The organism is Flavobacterium sp. UM26, assembly GCF_057922445.1.
In genome coordinates this window covers 432319-452193 of record NZ_JBVHCY010000002.1, presented here as the reverse complement: position 1 = coordinate 452193, position 19875 = coordinate 432319, and the positions used below count along the sequence as shown (strand labels likewise).

The window sequence follows — 19875 nt, the reverse complement described above, 5'->3', positions numbered from 1 at the left end:
ATGAGCGATACTTTTATAGCATAGTAATATCTTAGGTTCAATTCAATTTATATGAAAATCTTAATTGATTAGTAATCCTTTAGTTGATGTTTCAAATACGTATTCAATTATAGCACATTTATTTGTTGTTGAAGGTTTAATTATAAACGGTTTAATAAGAGTAAGAATACCTAAATAGAATGGGTTTCTGGTTGAAAGAATTTAAAATCTATTAGTGAATCAACCTTCTTTTAAAAAGTACTATACGTAATCCTAGATTTTTGAAAAATAGTTTGAAATCATTCATTTTAAAAGTATGTACAATTTCATAATTTATCCTTTTTTGTAAAGCCAAATCTTCGTCTTTTGTTTGGTTAAGAGCCAATGCTTTTTTCAAAATTAAAAAGGTGGAATGATTCATTCTTTTAGCACGAGAGTCTGTTTTTTTGAAAAAATTACTTCCTAATGAATTTGCAACATTTCTTTTTTGAATTAATGGTGCATCAATAAAGTCAATGGCAAAATTTCTTGATGCACGAATCCAAAAATCAAAATCTTCGTATTCTAAAAATTCATCATATCCATTCAAAGAATCAAAAACTTCTTTCTTGACCATTCCAGATACTGAACAAAAAGTCTTTCCAGATGTTATAATACTTTCATATATTCTTCCTGTTGGTCGCTTTTTAATCACTTTTTTATTCGAGTTTACTTCAAAAAAATAATCTTCAAAATTGCCGTTTTCAGAAATTAATTCGGCATTTCCATAAACTATTCCAAGATTTTGATAGTTTGAATTCTGAAAACAATGAACTTGTTGCATTACACAATTTGGTAGTAAAAGATCATCTGCTGCTAAATCAATGATGTATTTTCCTTTAGTTTTTTTAAGAGTTCTATTAAATGATTTTGTAATTCCTAAATTGCGCTGATTTTGAATAAATTTAATTTCAGGATGTTTTACTATAAAAGAAGAAATAACATCAGCAGAGTTATCGGTACTGAAATCATCTACTACAATAATTTCAATGTTATTATAGGTTTGATTTAGAGCTGATTTTAAAGTCTCTAAAATAAATTTAGAATGATTATAACAATGACATATAATGCTGACTAAAGGTTTTTCTGAATTCAAATCTATATACTTTTATTAAATTTGGCCAAAAATAACTAAATGCGATGAATGTTTCTCCAAATAAATATAAAATAGCATTAGTTGGATATATGTTAAGTAATGGAGGCGCAGAGAGAGTTTTGTCTACTTTGTCTCAATATCTTCACAATAATCATTATGATGTGCATATAATCATAATGATAGATGAAATTACTTATTCATATGGAGGAGAATTATTTAATGTTGGGGCTCTTAGAAATAAATCTAATAATTTGCTAAATAAAATTAGACGATTTTATAAGTTTAAAAAGTATATTGAGAATAATGAATTTGATATTTTAATTGATTTTCGCTTTAGAGTGGTTTATTTCCAAGAGTTTTTTATTTATAAATTCATATACAAAACTCCAAGAATTCAAACTGTTCATAGTGGAAGTTATCATAGTTATTTGTTTAAGTACAAGTTCTTGTCTAATTATTTTTTTAAAAAATTTGATAAAATCATTACGGTTTCAAAAAGATTGGAAAAAAAGATTAATTCGGATTTGAATTTTACTAATGTTCAAACAATTTATAATCCCATAGATATTGATTTTATAAAAGAAAAGTGCTTTTCTGAAAAAATAGAAACTTACGATTTTGATTATATTGTTGCTGTTGGTAGATTAGCTGATACGAAACAGTTTGATAAACTTATAGAGGCTTATTGTTTATCTGTGCTACCAATTAAAAATATTCATTTAGTAATTGTGGGTTCTGGACCTGAATTAGAACGATTGCAAAATCTAGTCAAAAAAAAGTCAGTTTCTGAATTAATCCATTTTATGGGGCAAATTGCTTATCCTTATAAGATTGTTAAACACGCAAAATTTTTAGTACAATCAAGTTTGTTTGAAGGTTTTCCAATGGTAATTCTAGAATCATTATGTTGTGAAACACCAGTAGTTGCATTCGATTGTTTTTCAGGCCCTGATGAGATTATCGTTAATGGAGAAAATGGAATTTTGGTTGAGAACCAGAATTTTAATGAATTAGTTAAAGCAATAAATAAAATGGAAGGAGAAAATGATTTTTATCTTCACTGTAAAAAAAATGCTTTTGAAAGTATTAAAAAATTTGATATTAGTAAAATTGGTCCACAATGGGAATTGTTAATTGCTAGAATAAAAGAACATGCCAAATAAATATGAGTTTATAAAAATCCCAGTAGTAGAAGACACCCGTGGGAATTTAGGATTTATTCAAAATGATATCCTAACCTTCGATTTTAAGCGAGTGTATTACTTGTTTGATGTGCCTAGTAGTGCTTTTAGGGGTGGACACGCTCATATTGAACAACAAGAAGTCTTGATTGCTCTCAGCGGAAGCTTTGAGGTAGTTTTGGATGACGGTTTTGAGAAAAAAACAATTTTGCTCAATAAACCTTCGCTGGGATTACTAATTCCGACAGGGATTTGGAGAGAATTACAGAATTTTTCTTCTGGTGCGTTATGCTTGGTTTTGGCTTCGGATGTTTTTGAAGAATCGGATTATATTCGAGACTATCCACAATTTTTGGAAACTAAAAAATGAAATTACTGTATTTAGTTCCTTCGGTCAATCAAGCGGGTGGGGTAGCAAAAGTGCTGGCTACCAAAACCGACTATTTCATTCAAAATTTCGGGTACGAAGTACATATCGTGACCCAGAATAAAGGCTACGAGACTCCTTTTTTTGAATTTAATGCGCAAATTGTTTGGCATGATATTGAACGGAAAGGTTATTTTTTGAGTGCGATTTATGCCTACAAAAAACAATTGCAAACGATTATATCACAAGTTCAACCCGATAGTATTATTGTGGCGGATAATGGATTGAAAGGTTACTTGGTTCCCTTGTTAATTGGTAAGCACTTACCTGTGGTTTTTGAATGTCATGGTTCAAAGTATGTAAATGAAAGACCTTTTGCATTTCCTTTTTTTTCTCGATTATGGTTTCGAATAGGGGTTTCTGTTAAAAAATGGGGTGCTAAAACTTTTGATGCTTTTGTGGTATTGAATATAGAAAGTGCCCAAGAATGGAATAGTAAAAATAGTATGATTATTACTAATCCATTGTCTTTTAAATCAGAAGAACCAGCTCTGTTAGATGCTAAAAAAGTACTAGCTGTTAGCCGTAATTCCTATGAAAAAGGACTCGATAGATTATTGGAGATTTGGTCTTTAGTATTTCAAAAGCATCCTGATTGGAAACTGGATATTTATGGAACGCTTTCTCCTGAAGAAAATCTGATTCCGATGGCAAATGCTTTAGGAATTGCTTCTTCCGTTCGTTTTTATCCTCCAGTTTCGGAAGTTGTTACGCTATATGCAAACGCTTCGGTGTTGGTGATGACTTCTCGTTCAGAAGGATTGGGTTTGGTGTTGCTTGAGGCTATGGCTTCGGGTTTGCCTTGTGTGGCGTACGATTGCCCAATAGGTCCAAGGTCAATTATAACGGATGGTGTAAATGGTTTTTTGGTTGAGGATGGCAACGCAATCGCTTTTGCAGAGAAATTAGCCTTGCTTTTTGAGGATAAAGATTTAAGAAAAAAGCTGGGAGCCAACGCTCGGCAAAGTGTTTCGAAATATGATTTGGATGCGATTATGTTGCAGTGGAAGGCCTTATTTGAGCGTTTGCAATAGACAAAGATAGCCCAACTTGTACCAGTCAAAAAGTAGCAACGAAGGATTGTCAGACAATAGATTTTTTGTAGTAACTGTTTTGGTTTGTTGAAAAAGCCAAGCCGTCAATTGAACCAAATGTAGTTTTTTGACCCATAAAAAAGTTGCGATTATTTTACTTTCATTGGGCTTTATTGTTTTCGTTTGAATCAACAGGACTAAGTTTTGCAATGCGATTTCTGTTTTAGCCAAAAACTGAGCGGAGGTTTCTAAATTAAGATGAAAAGTAGGATTGTCAATATGAAAAACAGTAATGTTCTGCTGCCCCAAATTCGATAGAAAGGACAAGTCTTCATACCCATAATCGCTTACCGATTCAGGAAATGGATGGCTCAGTGCGATTTCTTTTCGAATGACTAAATTCGAAGTAAGTGCGCGGCTATTGGGTTTTTTATTCCTGAATTCGCAAGACAAAGCTTCTCTTTTTTGACCATATACCCAGCGTAACAATTGTGAGTGATGAGGCTTTTTGGGATGATATATAATGCCTCCAAAGACCAAATTCGACATTGGTTTTTGTATAAACGAAAGATAGTTTTTGATAAAAAATGAATCTTTTGGAAACATATCGCAATCCAAAAGCAGTAACCAATCAAACTGTGCTTTTTGAATCAGTAAATTTCTATTGTTTCCTCTACCTAAATTGACTGTGTTTTGTGAAAACGTACAATTCGATAATTGTTCAACAGTACGATTTTCTTCGATAAATGAGGAAGAACAATCGTCTTGGCAAAGGATTTCGAATGGTATTCCGGCGGCAATACATTGTTTGTGTACTTCCAGAACTAATGGAAATACCGCATAATTGTATACCGGAATAAGAATAGAAAGCATTATACCGTGCGCTGAACTACCTCAAAAATTTTGGTGTCTTCACATTTTAAGGTCTTAGAAGGGTATTTCATTAACAACGCATAATCGTGAGTGGCCATAATGATGGTTTTGCCAAGAGCATTGATGGTTTTTAGTACCTCAAGTACTTCGGCACTGGTTTGTGGGTCTAAGTTTCCTGTAGGTTCATCGGCAAGAATGAATTCAGGATCGTTAAGCAAAGCTCTTGCAATAGCAACTCTTTGTTGTTCTCCTCCAGAAAGTTGGTGTGGCATTTTGTTGCCAAAATCTTGCATCCCTACTTTGGTAAGCACTTCTTCGATTTTGGTATTCATATCGTTCAAATCTGTCCAACCCGTTGCTTTGAGTACAAACAACATATTGTCATTTATCGAACGGTCGGGTAAGAGTTTGAAATCTTGAAAAACGATTCCGATTTTACGTCTCAAAAATGGGATTTCATCTTCTTTTAGGGTTTCTAGACTAAAATCTACAATGTGTCCCGTGCCTTCTGTTAAAGGCAAGTCACCGTATAAGGTTTTGAGTAAACTACTTTTTCCTGAACCTGTTTTTCCTATTAAGTAGATGAATTCACCATGTTTTACTTCTAAATTAACATCGGATAAAATGGTTCTTCCTTCTTGATAAATGGTTACGTTGTGTAAAGCTAATACGGTTTGTGACATGATTGAAGTGATTTATTGCGTAAAAGTAAGAAGTTAGCCTTTGTATTCAAAATAAATTCGAAGCTTATGCGCTAAAATCATCAGTTTGATTGTTGATTTAGTGCTGTAGGCTTTGTTTTGTTGCACAAACTTAAGTAGGTACGTTTAAGTTGAATTTTTATGCTTCCAAAAAAGCACTAATGTTGGCTTTTAACCCTGATCGAAACGGCATCCTTTTGTGAAGCGATAGCGTAACAAAAGATATAGTGTAGAGCAGGACGATGTGTTCAAGAATGCCGTATTTTTCTGTTCCTAATTACGATTCTTGAAAGGAGTGAGATAATAAAATGTTGTTTCTTCTCGTTTGTAATACGATAAATATGATATATTTGAATCATCAAAAAAATAGCACAATGCGTACCTTTTATTGGCTCCTGTCTCTACCTTTTTTACTTTGTTTTTCTGGTGTTTTTGCACAAAAATCTACTGTTTATACTCACGATTTGCAGCGTTTTGATACGGCAATGGACTTGTATACGAATAAGCAATATGCTAGCGCTCAAGTTCTTTTTGAAAAAGTGCAGCAAAATGTTTCTAATGAGGATATCAAAGGGGATTGTGCGTACTACATTGCTAATTGTGCTATCCGAACTAATGCCAATAATGCTGAGGATTTGGTGGCATTGTTCGTAAAAAAATATCCTACTAGTTCTAAACGCAATCAGGCTTATGTTGAAGCAGCACATTACTATTTTGAACAAAATAATTACCCGAAAGCCTTGTATTGGTTTGATAAAGTGGAGGCTGACGAATTGACAAAACAAGAATTGGAGCGGTTTAATTTTCAAAAAGGGTATAGCTATTACACCACGAGAAAGAAAAAAGAAGCTACAAAATATTTGAATATGGTTTTGAACTCCCCAGAATATGGTGCTCAGGCCAAATATTATCTGGGTTTTATGGCCTATGAAGGCGATGATTACAAAGCGGCAACCAAATATTTTGATGAGGTTTCTGGGGAAGAAAAATACAAAGAGAAGTTGTCGTATTTTCAGGCAGATATGAATTTTAAGTTGGGCAATTTCCAAAAAGCGATTGATTTGGGTGTGAAAGCGATGGCACAATCGAATGAAATGGAGCTGTCTGAATTGAATAAAATTATTGGTGAGAGTTATTTCAACTTAAAAAATTACGAGAAAGCGATTCCGTATTTGTCCGAATACAAAGGGAAAAAAGGCAAGTGGAACAATACCGATTTTTATCAATTGGGATATGCGTATTACCAACAAAAGCAATATGAAAATGCCATTGCTCAGTTTAATAAAATCATCGACGGAAAAGATTTTGTGGCTCAAAATGCCTATTATCATTTGGGAGAATCGTATTTGGATTTAGGCCAAAAAACACAGGCATTGAACGCGTTTAAGAATGCCTCTGAAATGGATTTTAATACCGAGCTTCAGGAAGACGCTACGCTTAATTATGCCAAATTGAGTTATGAAATTGGAAATTCATACGAAAGTGTACCTTCTATTTTGTTGGCTTTTTTAGATAAATACCCTCGTAATCCAAATGTGGCTGAGGTGGAGCGTTTGTTGATAGATTCTTATATCTCCTCTAAGAATTATAAAGAAGCACTGGTTTTGTTAGAAAGAAATAAAACGGCTGAGAATAAACTGGCTTATCAAAAAGTGTTGTTTTATAGCGGACTAGAGTCTTTTACTGCTGCCGATTACGCAACTGCTAACAAATTATTTAATCGAGCAATAAATGAATCTAAAGATGCGAATATCACCGCAAGAGCTACTTTCTGGAAAGCCGAATCTGATTTTATTTTAGAAGATTTTAAATCGGCTTTGGCAGGATTCAAACAATTTGCTGTTTTGCCCAGTGCAGCAACTACAGTGGAGTTTAAAAACAGCAATTATAATTTGGGCTATTCTTGTTTTAAATTAAAAGACTACGAGTCGGCAGCGAGTTATTTTCAAAAACAAATCGATACTAATACAGAGGATAGAGCTCGTTTGGCAGACGCTTACTTACGTTTGGCAGATTGCAGATTTGTCGGGTCAAAATATTGGCCAGCCATTGATAATTATGTAAAAGCTATTGAGCTAAAAAGTGTAGATGCTGATTATGCCTATTTTCAAAAGGCACTTTGTTATGGTTTTTTAGCCAAAAATGATAAAAAAATAGTGGAGTTGAAAGCATTCTTGGAGCGTTACAAACAATCTGTTTATAGAGATGATGTGCTGTTCGAATTGGGAAATACTTACGTGGCTGACAAGAAAGACGAATTAGCAATAACGACTTACAACCAGTTAATAACCGAATTCCCAGAAGGAACCTTTACTTCAAAAGCTTTATTAAGACAAGGTTTAGTGTATTACAATGAGGATAAAGATGATTTGGCTTTAACCAAATTCAAAAAAATAGCAACCGATTTTCCTAAAACCCCAGAAGCTTTAGAAGCAGTGGCTTCGGCGCGTTTGATTTATGTGGATAGCGGAAAAGTAAATGAATATGCTACTTGGGTACGTACGTTGTCATTTGTATCTGTAACCGATGTAGAATTGGATAATGACAGTTATGAAGCTGCCGAAAAACAATGGCAGCAAGGCAATACAAAGCAAGCTATAGCTGGGCTTAATGCCTATGTGACCTCTTTCCCTAATGGCGTTCACGCTTTGAAAGCCAATTATCAGTTGGCACAAGCCTATTATGATGAAGGTGCTGCAGGTAAATCGATTCCACATTTTGATTTTGTAGTACAACAAGCACGTTCCGAGTACACAGAGCAATCGTTGGTTCGCTTGGCTCAAATTCACTTGAAAGATAAAAGAGCCGATTATGCCATTCCTGTATTGTTGCGTTTAGAAACCGAATCGGATATTGCACAAAATAAGTTTTTTGCACTCTCTAATTTGATGAAGTTGTATTATAATACAAAAGAATACCCAAAAGCAGTTGTTTATGCAGAAAAAGTTTTAGCTGAAGCCAAGATTGACGAAATGGTAAAAAGCGATGCGCAAATAATTATTGCACGAAGCGCTATTCAAGCTGGAAACGAAACAAAAGCAAAAGAAGCTTATGCGAGATTATTGCCTATTGCTAAAGGGGAATTAGCCGCCGAAGCGATATTTTATGATGCCTATTTTAAAAATAAAGAAGGGAAATTTGAAGCTTCAAACGAAGCAGTTCAAAAATTAGCCAAAAATTATTCCAGCTATCGTTATTTGGGAGCCAAAGGATTGGTCGTGATGGCTAATAATTTTTATGGTTTGAAAGACAGTTTTCAAGCGACTTACATATTAGAAAGTGTCATCAAAAATTTCACCGATTATAAAGATGTTGTTACTGCGGCGCAAACTGAATTGGATACCATTAAAAAAGAAGAAGCTAAGACGAACTCTTCTATTTCAAAATAAAGGCAATCAAAAAACATTTGCTTTCTATCACTTTTATTAGTCGAAAAATTATATCAAAAGCAACTATGGAGTTGTAAAGATTCCTATAAAATCATACTAAACACTAGTATAAAAGAGTAAAATAATATGAATATACAAGATAAAGTAAAGTCTTTTTCCTCCAATAGCATCACTAGTATCATTACAATGCTTTTTGTTTTCTCTTTGGGAACTGCTCAAGAAAAGAAAGGTGCCATTGGGGCAGAAGAGGTAAATGTTGTGAAATCTTTTTCGCCTACCGTATCGGATGCCTTCAAGATTAAAGAGACCCCGCTGCTTGATGATAAAGGAAATGCCCAAAAAGAAACAGTAAAATATACAGTTTTGCCTTTTCCTGTAGCGTCTACTTTTACTCCTGCAAAGGGAGTAGCTGCTAGTGTGGAAAAAGCCAAAGCACAACGTTTGTTCGAAAATTATGCGTCATTGGGTATTGGGAATTATGGAACGCTTCAAGGTTCGTTGTTTGTGTATAAAAAATTACAAGCCAGAGATTTTATAGGGGCAAGCTTTCAGCATCATTCCTCTCAAGGTGGTATAAATGATGTGCTACTCGATGACCATTTTTATGACACCAAATTAGATTTGTTTTATGGAGTAAAAGAAAGTGATTATTCTTGGGATATTGCCGGTGGTTTTCAAAGTCAAACCTATAATTGGTATGGATTACCTGCTGATTTTGGAAGTTCTTTGACCCCAAGTGAGCGTAACGATTTAATCAAAGGAATTGATTCTGAACAAAAATACAATGCCATTACGTTATCAGGTAATCTCACTATGGATGAAAGTATGTTAGACGAATCCAAAATAAAATTTCATCATTTTTCAGATGCTTTTGGATCTTCTGAAAATCGTTTGTTAGCGCAATCAATTTTTGGAATGGATCTTTGGAATGAAGCAGTCACCACCTCTGTTGTTTTGGATTATTTGGGAGGTTCCTTTGAGAATAATTACACTAAAACTAATACAGAGGCTATTGCGTATCGCTTCATAAATTTTGGATTAGCACCTCGATTTGCCATTGCAGAGGACGATTGGACCTTGCAAATAGGAGCGAGTTTGTTATATAGTTTAGATACCCAAGCGAGTAAAAGCAAATTGTATTTCTATCCAAATTTCAAAGCATCGTACAAAGTGGTGGATGATTTGATGATTTTTTATTTAGGTGCCGATGGTAGTTTAAAACAGAATACCTATATGGATTTTGCGAATGAAAATCCATTTCTTTCTCCAACTTTGTTGGTACAACCAACGGATACCAAGTACAATCTTTTTGTTGGATTAAAAGGAAAATTGGCAAATTCAGTGAGTTACAATGTTAGTGCGTCTTATTTGAATGAAGGGAACAAAGCCTTGTTCAAGGCAAATAATTATACAGAAAACAGTGCCAATGAGCCATACGCTTTCGGAAATTCATTAGGGATAGTCTATGATGATGTAAAAACGATGAGTCTTTTTGCAGAATTAAAAGCCGATTTTTCAAGAAACGTGGCCTTCGGAATCAATGCTACTTTAAATACCTATACGACAGATGTGCAAGCCGAAGCGTGGAATTTACCCTCTATGAAAATCAATTCGACATTAGATGTTGTCATTACCGATAAATGGTTTGCAGGTGCCAAAGTCTTTTTTGTAGGCGAGCGAAAAGAGAATCAATTCAATACCGATTTGGTTACCAATTCTACTAGTATTACTTTGCCTTCCTATTTTGATGTAAACTTAAATGTAGGTTATAAATACAGCGAACGCATTACCGCTTTTTTAAAAGCCAACAATATTGCTAATCAAGCCTATCAAAAATGGCTCAATTTTCCCGTTCAAGGATTTCAAATTGTAGCTGGAGCGAGTTATAAATTTGATTTTTAATGGTATACCGCAATGACGCGATGGCGCAAAAAAAAATCCAGTAACATAGCGTAAGCGGTAAAATATTTAGGAAGTAAAGAGAAGACCATAAAGATTCAATTTTTTACAAATAATAATTTCTTAGCGGCATAGCGCCTTAGCGGTAAAATATTTGGGAAGTAAAGAGAAGACCATAAAGATTCAATTTTTTATAAATAATAATTTCTTAGCGGCATAGCGCCTTAGCGGTAAATAAAAATGACATTCAAACAAAAAATACACGCCTACTACCTGCAATTAGTGCAAGACCGCATCGATGCCTTTCGCGATATGATTACTGCATTGACCGAAGATTCAAAAAATGATGCCAAAGGATCCGCAGGCGACAAGCACGAAACCGCACTTTCGATGATGCATCTCGAGCAAGAAAAATTCAATCACAAACTACAAGAAGTCTTGGCTCAAAAAGCCGTTTTAGACAAAATCGATCCTACCATCGTTCCCGAAACCATAGTCGTGGGGAGTTTGGTCGTAGCCAACGGCATTTACCTGTACCTCAGTTTGGCCTTGCCCAAAATCACCATCGATGGCACCAACATCATCGCGCTTTCGCCCCAATCGCCTTTGGGTAGTAAATTAATGGGTAACAAAGTAGGTTTCGAATTCGAAATCAACACCACCAAATACACCATTCAAGAAATTTTGTAATTTAAAAGTTGGAATAGGAGCGGGAAGCAAAAGGCCTTCTTGTTATCATCGTCCCGTGATCCGCTATATCTTTGCTGCCGAACCCCTGCAGCAAAGGATGCCGCTCCTCCCGGGGCTAGAAGGGATTATTTTGGATTTTTTGGGAAGATGGGTCAAAGGAGTTGAAACAAAATTTGTATTTTTGATTTTTAAAACATAAAAAGATGAACGCTATTGAGTTAAAGAGAGAATTGCATAGTTTTATAGATCAGGAAGATGATAAAACTGTGGAAATGTTATACCAAATGGTACAGTCTTACAGGATTCAAAGAAGAAAGGACAAAATGATTGCCGAAGGAGAAGAAGACATTAAAAACGGTCGTTTGTATAGCCTTAAAGAAGCTAAAGAAATTATGGATAAATGGGAACCCAAATAATTGTTCAATTAACGTCAAGAGCCCTAAAAGACATGCAAAAAGTTAGAGGTTTTAATGATTTGCTTTATGGTGTTTCCAAGTCAAAAGAAATTATCAATACAATTTTTGAAACCATCGAAATTTTAGAAAATCCTGATGTAGATTTTACGGAAATTGGTGCGATAGATGAAGATTTTGTTCATTTAAAATATGATTATCGTAAATTAATAACAAGTCATTATAAGATAACCTATCGGAAAAATAAAAGTAAAATATATGTAGTTCGTATATTTGATACTAGACAAAATCCAAATAAAAACAAATAGAAAACCGTTTGAAAGTAACGGTTTTTTTTGTGCCTCATTTAAGAGGTGTTAATCGAGATTTGACAAGGGGTTAAGGTGATGTGATTCTTGAACGATCAGATGAAGGGGACTTTTTCTTATCTTAGTAAGACCATATATCCGCATAATCGAGATATGTCATCTATAAAAATTAATAATATTCAAGAAACAAATTCAAGAAGTCAATTTATTAATCTCTTTTGAATACATCTTTTGGAATTCCTTCAGTAAAAATAGCAACATATTTATTAAAGTCATCTTTACTTTTTATTGGATAATTCAAAAGAATAAAACTATTCTTAGGATTGTTTTTTTGATAAAGTACCAAATATTCAATATTTAAATCAGGTTTTAAATCTGGAGTATCTATATAGCTGCTTTCTGAATATTTATTTTCAAATTCTTCATTGTTTGCTAGAAAAACATATTTTACATCATTAGAACCAGTACCTCCTCTCAGTGAAAATTTATTAGATATAAAATAATTAGTAATTTTTCCTTTAGAAAGCGAATAATTTGCACTTAAAGCATTAAAAGATATATTCTCTTGATAATTGTAATAGGATAAAAAAAATGCTCCAAAGATTAAAAGAAATAGAATTACTTTTAACTCATTATTTGTATTCTGGAAATTTCTATACAAATAGTAGCTTGTACAAATTGCAAATAGTAACATTGCAATAATAAATATAATAGTGTGGTTATTTAAGTTACTTATATCTTTCATTTTAATTATTGTTTAAGTTTAACCTCTGCGAAGTCCCTGACTACGAAGTCTCCTGAACTTTTTTAAATCTTAATTTAAAGCAGTAAATCTAATAAAAGACTCTTAACTTTTTCCGTGAATGCCTTTAGAATTTTAGGCGATTTCTAGTTTTTAATTACGAAACTACTCGATCTATGAAATCCTCATTATAGTCAACAACTCCATTTTTAGCAATCAGTCTAAAAGCATTTTAAACTTTACTTTTCCTTATCTTAGCAAGACCAAACCCAATTTCAAAAATATGAAATCGCCATTAACAACAAGTTTGTTGAAAACAAACACCGATAAGTAAAAGGCGATACCATATATGACCTCTAAAAAACAAAATTTACATATATGAAATCATTTTCTCTGTTTTTTGTATCCCTATTCCTGTTTTCTTGTACGTCTAACACACAGACAGAAGTGGATACGCTTGTGACCAATGCCACTATTTATACCGTAAACGCTGCCTTCGAAAAAGCTTCTGCTATGGCAATTAAGGATGGAAAAATTCTAGCCATCGGTAATACGGACTCGCTTCTAAAAAAATATACTTCCAAGACTATTTTAGATTTCAAAGGAAAATTTATCTATCCTGGATTAATAGATGCGCATTGTCATTTTTATGGCTATGGACTAACCTTACAAGAAGTAGATTTAAGAGGTACGAAAAGCTTCGAAGAAATAATCACTCGCCTAAAAGCGTTTCAAAAAGCAAAAAATCCAACATTTATTGTTGGTAATGGCTGGGACCAAAACGATTGGGCGGTGAAGAAATTTCCATCGAAAACAGCACTCGATGCCGCTTTTCCAAATATTCCTGTGGTGCTCAACCGTATTGATGGACACGCTATTGTGGTCAATTCCAAAGTGCTAAAAATGGCTGGAATTAGCGCCAAAACAAAAGCGGATGGCGGACAAATTGAACTCGTAAATGGAGAACCAACTGGAATTCTGATCGACAATCCTATCGAATTGGTGTTTAAAATCATCCCAAAACCCAGCCGCAAAACACAAATCGCCGCGCTCTTGGATGCCGAAAGAGTAATGTTTGATTATGGCTTGACAACAGTAAACGACGCAGGATTAGATCCTGATATTATTCATTTGATCGACAGTTTGCAACAAGCGGGTAAAATGAAAATCAACGTTTATGCGATGATTACAGCCAATCAAAAAAATATGGATTTGTATTTCAAAAAAGGAATCTACAAAACCAACCAATTGAATGTGCGCTCATTCAAAATGTATGGTGATGGCGCTTTGGGGTCCAGAGGTGCTTGTATGCACAAACCGTATTCGGATAGTCCGAAACAATTTGGAGCGTTGTTGTCTCCAGTGCCTCAATTGAAAGCAGTAGCTCAACAAATTGCCAATTCGCCTTTTCAACTCAATACGCACGCCATCGGAGATTCGGCCAACACCGTTTTGCTTAAAATCTACAAAGAAGTATTAACAGGCAAAAAAGACCGCCGCTGGAAAATTGAGCACGCACAAGTAATTCAGGAATCCGATTTTGATTATTTCAAACTCGGAATCATTCCTTCCGTTCAGCCTACACACGCCACTTCCGATATGTATTGGGCGGGAGATCGTTTAGGGAAAGACCGTTTGAAAAATGCCTATGCGTATAAAAAGCTACTTCAAAAAGCAGGTATAATAGCCCTAGGAACTGATTTTCCTGTGGAAGAAGTCAATCCTATGCTTACGTTTCACGCTGCAGTAGCACGTCAAGATGTAAAAGGATTTCCTAAAAATGGTTTCCAAATCGAAAATGCTTTGTCTCGCGAAGAAACCTTAAAAGGAATGACGATTTGGGCAGCTTACTCTAATTTCGAAGAAAAAGAGAAAGGAAGTTTGGAAGTGGGCAAATGGGCAGATTTTGTGATTTTTGATGCCGATTTAATGCAAGTAGAAGCTAGTCATATTGTTAAGATGAAGCCTTCAAGTACTTTTATTAAAGGAGCGAAACAAAAGTAATTGCAATTGCAAATAGCCCTCGATTTACAGATTTTAAGCGATTCTTCTAATTGTCTCTGTTTTGTATTTCATATTTTATTTAAAAATCGATTTTTAGTTATAATTTATAACTAAAAATCGATTTTGTGTTTTCTATTTATATCTGTTGTACCATCTTTGCTTCATCAAATTAAATAATCAGAATAAAAATATAGTTATGTGCGGAATTGTATGTGCCTTTGATCTAAAACAGAAATCAGAAACCCTAAGACCTCAAGTCTTAGAAATGTCAAAAATTATCCGCCACCGTGGACCAGATTGGAGTGGAATCTTTAGTAATGAAAAAGCGATTTTGTCTCACGAACGTTTGGCCATTGTAGATCCAGCTTCAGGGAAACAACCATTGTTGAGTGAAGATGGGAATTTGATTTTGGCTGCCAATGGCGAAATTTATAACCACCGCGATTTACGCAAACAATTTGAAGGTAAATATCAGTTTAAAACCGAAAGTGACTGCGAAGTAATTTTGGCTTTATACAAAGAAAAAGGAGTGGATTTTATTGATGAAATGAATGGAATCTTCGGATTTGCTATTTATGATGTGGCTAAAGACGAATATTTCGTGGCTCGTGATCATATGGGAATTATTCCTTTATATATAGGTTGGGATCAACACGGTACTTTTTATGTAGCTTCTGAATTGAAAGCATTAGAAGGCTATTGTACAAAAATAGAGTTGTTTCCTCCAGGACATTATTTGTCAAGTAAAGATGGGGAGTTTGTACAATGGTATAAAAGAGATTGGACGGACTATGAAGCAGTAAAAGATAATGAAACCAGTATTCCTGCAATCAAAGAAGCTTTAGAAGCTGCGGTTCACAGACAATTAATGAGTGATGTACCTTATGGAGTATTACTTTCAGGAGGATTAGATTCGTCAATTACTTCGGCGGTAGCTAAAAAATACGCTCAAAAACGTATTGAGTCAGATGATCAAGTAGATGCTTGGTACCCACAATTGCACTCGTTTTCTGTAGGATTAGAAGGTTCGCCAGATTTAGCCGCTGCACAAAAAGTGGCAGATCATATTGGAACAATTCACCACGAAATTAAATTTACTATTCAAGAAGGATTAGATGCTGTTCGTGATGTGATTTATAACCTAGAAACTTATGATGTTACTACTGTAAGAGCATCAACTCCTATGTGGTTAATGGCAAGAGTTATTAAATCAATGGGAATTAAAATGGTATTGTCTGGTGAAGGTGCCGATGAGTTATTTGGAGGGTATTTGTATTTCCATAAAGCACCGAATGCTAGAGAATTTCACGAAGAGAACGTTCGTAAATTAGGGAAACTACATATGTATGATTGTTTGAGAGCGAACAAAAGCTTAGCTGCTTGGGGAATTGAAGGGCGTGTACCATTTTTGGACAAAGAATTTATGGATGTTGCGATGCGTATCAATCCACAAGATAAAATGATCAACAAAGAGCATCCAATGGAAAAATGGGTAGTTCGTAAAGCTTTTGAGGATATGTTGCCTGAAAGTGTTGCTTGGAGACAAAAAGAGCAATTCAGTGACGGAGTGGGGTATAGTTGGATTGATACCTTGAAAGCTGTTGTTGCTGAAGAAGTAACTGATGAACAATTGGCGAATGCCAAATATAAATTCCCGTTGCAAACACCAACTTCAAAAGAGGAGTATTACTACCGCTCAATTTTTGCAGAACATTTTCCAAGTGATGCTGCAGCATTATGCGTACCACAAGAAGCAAGTGTGGCTTGTAGTACTAAAATCGCTTTAGAGTGGGACGAAGCATTTAAAAATTTAAACGATCCATCAGGTAGAGCCGTGGCCAATGTTCACGACGATGCCTATGTAAAAGCATAATTTATTATTTGAATTAGATTATTAGTTGTAATGTTGAAAACACGCTCTTTTTAGGGCGTGTTTTTTTTGTTGGGATATAAACCATAAATGTTGATAACTTGAGTCCTTAAAAAGGCTTTTTTGGACTAAATTCCTTTCTGCTTTTGTATATTTGCGTGTTATACAAAAAATACATTTTTAGAATAAATATATATGAGCGAGGAAATCAATAAGAACAATTATTCAGCAGACAGTATTCAGGCATTAGAAGGAATGGAGCACGTAAGAATGCGTCCATCAATGTATATTGGAGATGTAGGTGTCCGTGGTTTGCATCATTTAGTGTATGAGGTGGTAGATAACTCTATCGATGAAGCAATGGGAGGCCATTGTGATACCATTGGCGTAACTATTAATGAAGATGGTTCTATTACAGTTGAAGACAACGGTCGTGGAATTCCAGTAGGGATTCATAAAAAAGAAGGCGTTTCAGCACTTGAGGTAGTAATGACCAAGATTGGAGCTGGAGGAAAATTTGATAAAGATTCTTATAAAGTATCTGGAGGTTTACACGGTGTTGGAGTATCTTGTGTGAATGCTTTATCTTCTCACTTAAGAGCAACCGTTCATAGTAGTGATGGTAAAATATATGAACAAGAGTACGAAAGAGGAAAAGCGTTATATCCAGTAAAACAAATTGGGGATACAACCAAAAGAGGTACAATAGTAACGTTTTATCCAGATCCTACCATATTTACCCAAACAATAGAGTATTCATACGATACACTATCTGCGCGTATGCGTGAATTGTCTTTTTTGAATAAAGGGATTACGATTAATTTTACTGATAAAAGAGAAGTCGATAAAGATGGTAATTTCCTTGGAGAAGTATTTCATTCTACCGAAGGTTTAAAAGAATATATTCGTTATTTAGATGGAAACCGTGAACCTATTATCGGACACGTAATTTCTATGGATCACGAAAAAGGAGAAATTCCTGTTGAAGTAGCCTTAATTTATAACACCAGTTATTCTGAAAACATATTTTCGTATGTAAATAATATCAATACGCACGAAGGTGGAACGCATTTGCAAGGTTTTAGAAGTGGTTTGACAAGAACCCTTAAAAAGTATGCTGACGCTTCTGGAATGTTGGATAAATTAAAGTTCGAAATTACTGGAGATGATTTCCGTGAGGGGTTAACTGCGATTATTTCTGTAAAAGTAGCCGAGCCACAATTTGAGGGTCAAACAAAAACCAAATTAGGGAATAGAGAAGTAGTTTCTCCTGTAAGTCAAGCGGTAGGAGAAATGTTAGAAAATTATTTGGAAGAGAATCCAAATGATGCTAGAGTTATTATTCAAAAAGTAATTTTAGCGGCTCAGGCTCGTCACGCGGCCAAAAAAGCTCGTGAAATGGTACAACGTAAAACCGTTATGGGCGGTGGAGGTTTGCCAGGTAAACTATCCGATTGTTCAGAACAAGATCCTGCAAGATGTGAAGTGTATCTTGTCGAGGGAGATTCGGCAGGTGGAACTGCAAAACAAGGTCGTGATCGTGCATTTCAAGCTATTTTGCCTTTGAGAGGTAAAATTTTGAATGTCGAGAAAGCTATGCATCACAAAGTTTTTGAAAACGAGGAAATTCGAAATATTTTCACAGCACTTGGTGTAACTGTAGGGACAGAAGAAGATAGTAAAGCGCTTAATATTTCTAAACTACGTTATCATAAAGTAATCATTATGTGTGATGCCGATGTCGATGGTAGTCACATTGCTACCTTAATATTAACCTTCTTCTTCCGTTTCATGAAAGAATTAATTGAAGAAGGTCACGTTTACATCGCAGCACCACCGTTATACTTGGTAAAAAAAGGAAATAAAAAAGAGTATGCTTGGACCGATCTTCAAAGAGATCAGGCTAATGAGCGAATGGGAGGTAGTGCCTCTATTCAAAGATATAAAGGTCTGGGTGAAATGAACGCTGAACAATTATGGGAAACGACTATGGATCCTAATTTTAGAACGCTACGTCAAGTGAATATTGATAGCTTGGTTGAGGCAGATCGTATCTTCTCTATGTTGATGGGTGATGAAGTGCCACCTCGTAGAGAATTTATTGAAAAAAATGCTGTATATGCCAAAATAGATGCGTAAATTAGTGGATTGATTATAAGAATCAATTTTACATATAAATAAAATTAGAAAAAATGAAAGTTACCATTGTAGGAGCAGGAAATGTTGGAGCAACCTGCGCAGATGTAATTGCTTATAGAGGAATTGCAAGTGAAGTAGTATTATTGGACATTAGAGAAGGATTTGCCGAAGGAAAGGCAATGGATATTTCTCAATGTGCTACTAATACAGGATTTAATACAAAAGTTTCAGGTAGTACAAATGATTACACCAAAACTGCCAATAGCGATGTGGTAGTAATTACCTCAGGTATTCCTAGAAAACCAGGAATGACTAGAGAGGAATTGATCGGCATCAATGCAGGGATTGTAAAAACTGTTGCTGAAAATGTTTTAGCTCATTCGCCAAATTGTATTGTAGTAGTGGTTTCAAACCCTATGGATACTATGACATATTTAGCTTTAAAAGCTACTGGTTTACCAAAAAACAGAATCATTGGAATGGGAGGTGCTTTAGATAGCTCACGTTTTAGATATTATTTATCAAAAGCTTTGGATGTGCCTTCTAATGATATTTCAGCAATGGTTATCGGAGGACATGGAGATACTACTATGATTCCATTAACTCGTTTGGCTTCTTATAATGGTATTCCAGTGTCACAATTTGCCTCACAAGAAGTATTAGATAAAGTTGCTGCTGATACGATGGTAGGTGGTGCGACTCTAACAGGATTATTAGGTACATCAGCTTGGTATGCACCAGGAGCTTCAGTGGCTTATTTAGTAGATAGTATTTTGAATGATCAAAAGAAAATGATTGCTTGCTCAGTTTTCCTAGAAGGAGAATATGGACAAAACGATATTTGCATAGGTGTACCATGTATTATTGGTAAAAACGGTGTAGAACAAATCATTGATATCAACTTGAATGAAGCTGAAAAAGCAGCATTTGCTAAAAGTGCAGATGCAGTTAGAAGTATGAATGCTGATTTGAAAACGGTATTAGCATAACGTTTTTTATTAACTCAAAAAAAAGACTGCAGATTTGCAGTTTTTTTTTTGAGATTAATTAATAAAAAAATTGGTTTATCTTTTCGTTAATGATATATTTGC

General features: G+C 34.7%; 16 protein-coding genes. 12 read left to right on the top strand and 4 right to left on the bottom strand.

The annotated features are described in order from the left end of the window. Nucleotides 1–211: 211 nt before the first annotated feature. Nucleotides 212–1114 (bottom strand): glycosyltransferase family 2 protein, encoded by a 903-nt coding sequence (locus ACZ1AQ_RS04310; protein ID WP_489631715.1) that lies wholly within the window; start codon nucleotides 1112–1114, stop codon nucleotides 212–214. Nucleotides 1115–1158: 44 nt separating this feature from the next. On the opposite strand from ACZ1AQ_RS04310, the gene ACZ1AQ_RS04305 reads away from it, so the two are divergent. Genes ACZ1AQ_RS04305 through ACZ1AQ_RS04295 form a run of 3 tightly spaced genes read left to right on the top strand, consistent with a single transcriptional unit; the run spans nucleotide 1159 to nucleotide 3756 of the window. Next, nucleotides 1159–2277 carry a glycosyltransferase gene (locus ACZ1AQ_RS04305; RefSeq protein WP_489631714.1) on the top strand — a complete coding sequence of 373 codons (1119 nt, stop codon included), beginning with the start codon at nucleotides 1159–1161 and terminating at the stop codon, nucleotides 2275–2277. Continuing rightward, a complete protein-coding gene (locus tag ACZ1AQ_RS04300) occupies nucleotides 2267–2665 on the top strand; it encodes a sugar 3,4-ketoisomerase (protein ID WP_489631713.1) in 399 nt (132 codons plus the stop codon). The genes ACZ1AQ_RS04305 and ACZ1AQ_RS04300 overlap by 11 nt, the downstream gene beginning before the upstream one ends. After that, nucleotides 2662–3756: a glycosyltransferase family 4 protein gene (locus tag ACZ1AQ_RS04295; protein ID WP_489631712.1), complete on the top strand. Its 1095-nt coding sequence runs from the start codon at nucleotides 2662–2664 to the stop codon at nucleotides 3754–3756. The genes ACZ1AQ_RS04300 and ACZ1AQ_RS04295 overlap by 4 nt, the downstream gene beginning before the upstream one ends. Here the strand turns inward: ACZ1AQ_RS04295 and ACZ1AQ_RS04290 are convergent. Together ACZ1AQ_RS04290 and ACZ1AQ_RS04285 are read right to left on the bottom strand one after the other, a co-directional pair. After that, nucleotides 3736–4629: a glycosyltransferase family 2 protein gene (locus ACZ1AQ_RS04290; RefSeq protein WP_489631711.1), complete on the bottom strand. Its 894-nt coding sequence runs from the start codon at nucleotides 4627–4629 to the stop codon at nucleotides 3736–3738. The two genes, ACZ1AQ_RS04295 and ACZ1AQ_RS04290, sit on opposite strands and share 21 nt — an antisense overlap. After that, nucleotides 4629–5312 (bottom strand): cell division ATP-binding protein FtsE, encoded by a 684-nt coding sequence (locus ACZ1AQ_RS04285; RefSeq protein ID WP_489631710.1) that lies wholly within the window; start codon nucleotides 5310–5312, stop codon nucleotides 4629–4631. The genes ACZ1AQ_RS04290 and ACZ1AQ_RS04285 overlap by 1 nt, the downstream gene beginning before the upstream one ends. A gap of 392 nt (nucleotides 5313–5704) precedes the next feature. On the opposite strand from ACZ1AQ_RS04285, the gene ACZ1AQ_RS04280 reads away from it, so the two are divergent. The 5 genes from ACZ1AQ_RS04280 (at nucleotide 5705) to ACZ1AQ_RS04260 (ending at nucleotide 12029) form a co-directional block, all read left to right on the top strand. Further along, nucleotides 5705–8719, top strand: a complete 3015-nt coding sequence (locus tag ACZ1AQ_RS04280; protein WP_489631709.1) for a tetratricopeptide repeat protein — start codon at nucleotides 5705–5707, stop codon at nucleotides 8717–8719. 126 nt (nucleotides 8720–8845) lie between these two features. Continuing rightward, complete coding sequence (locus ACZ1AQ_RS04275) at nucleotides 8846–10621, top strand: TonB-dependent receptor (RefSeq protein ID WP_489631708.1); 1776 nt, start codon at nucleotides 8846–8848, stop codon at nucleotides 10619–10621. Between the two features lie 237 nt (nucleotides 10622–10858). Beyond that, nucleotides 10859–11308 (top strand): hypothetical protein, encoded by a 450-nt coding sequence (locus ACZ1AQ_RS04270; protein WP_489631707.1) that lies wholly within the window; start codon nucleotides 10859–10861, stop codon nucleotides 11306–11308. 203 nt (nucleotides 11309–11511) lie between these two features. After that, entirely contained in the window at nucleotides 11512–11724 is a 213-nt protein-coding gene (locus ACZ1AQ_RS04265; protein ID WP_489631706.1) for a hypothetical protein, read from the top strand. After that, nucleotides 11709–12029 carry a type II toxin-antitoxin system RelE/ParE family toxin gene (locus tag ACZ1AQ_RS04260; protein ID WP_489631705.1) on the top strand — a complete coding sequence of 107 codons (321 nt, stop codon included), beginning with the start codon at nucleotides 11709–11711 and terminating at the stop codon, nucleotides 12027–12029. Before ACZ1AQ_RS04265 ends, ACZ1AQ_RS04260 begins: the two co-directional genes overlap by 16 nt. Before the next feature lie 208 nt (nucleotides 12030–12237). On the opposite strand, the gene ACZ1AQ_RS04255 is transcribed toward ACZ1AQ_RS04260, so the two are convergent. Next, nucleotides 12238–12774, bottom strand: coding sequence for a hypothetical protein (locus ACZ1AQ_RS04255; protein ID WP_489631704.1), 537 nt, complete (start codon nucleotides 12772–12774; stop codon nucleotides 12238–12240). A 375-nt stretch (nucleotides 12775–13149) separates the two neighbouring features. On the opposite strand from ACZ1AQ_RS04255, the gene ACZ1AQ_RS04250 reads away from it, so the two are divergent. The 4 genes from ACZ1AQ_RS04250 to mdh all read left to right on the top strand — a co-directional run bounded on the left by ACZ1AQ_RS04250 (nucleotide 13150) and on the right by mdh (nucleotide 19773). Then, on the top strand, nucleotides 13150–14775 hold the full coding sequence (locus ACZ1AQ_RS04250) for an amidohydrolase (RefSeq protein ID WP_489631703.1): 1626 nt from the start codon (nucleotides 13150–13152) through the stop codon (nucleotides 14773–14775). A 196-nt stretch (nucleotides 14776–14971) separates the two neighbouring features. Further along, on the top strand, nucleotides 14972–16648 hold the full coding sequence (gene asnB / locus ACZ1AQ_RS04245) for an asparagine synthase B (protein ID WP_489631702.1): 1677 nt from the start codon (nucleotides 14972–14974) through the stop codon (nucleotides 16646–16648). 192 nt (nucleotides 16649–16840) lie between these two features. Next, nucleotides 16841–18784, top strand: a complete 1944-nt coding sequence (gene gyrB, locus ACZ1AQ_RS04240; protein ID WP_489631701.1) for a DNA topoisomerase (ATP-hydrolyzing) subunit B — start codon at nucleotides 16841–16843, stop codon at nucleotides 18782–18784. Nucleotides 18785–18837: 53 nt separating this feature from the next. Next, on the top strand, nucleotides 18838–19773 hold the full coding sequence (mdh, locus tag ACZ1AQ_RS04235; protein ID WP_489631700.1) for a malate dehydrogenase: 936 nt from the start codon (nucleotides 18838–18840) through the stop codon (nucleotides 19771–19773). Nucleotides 19774–19875 lie beyond the last annotated feature (102 nt).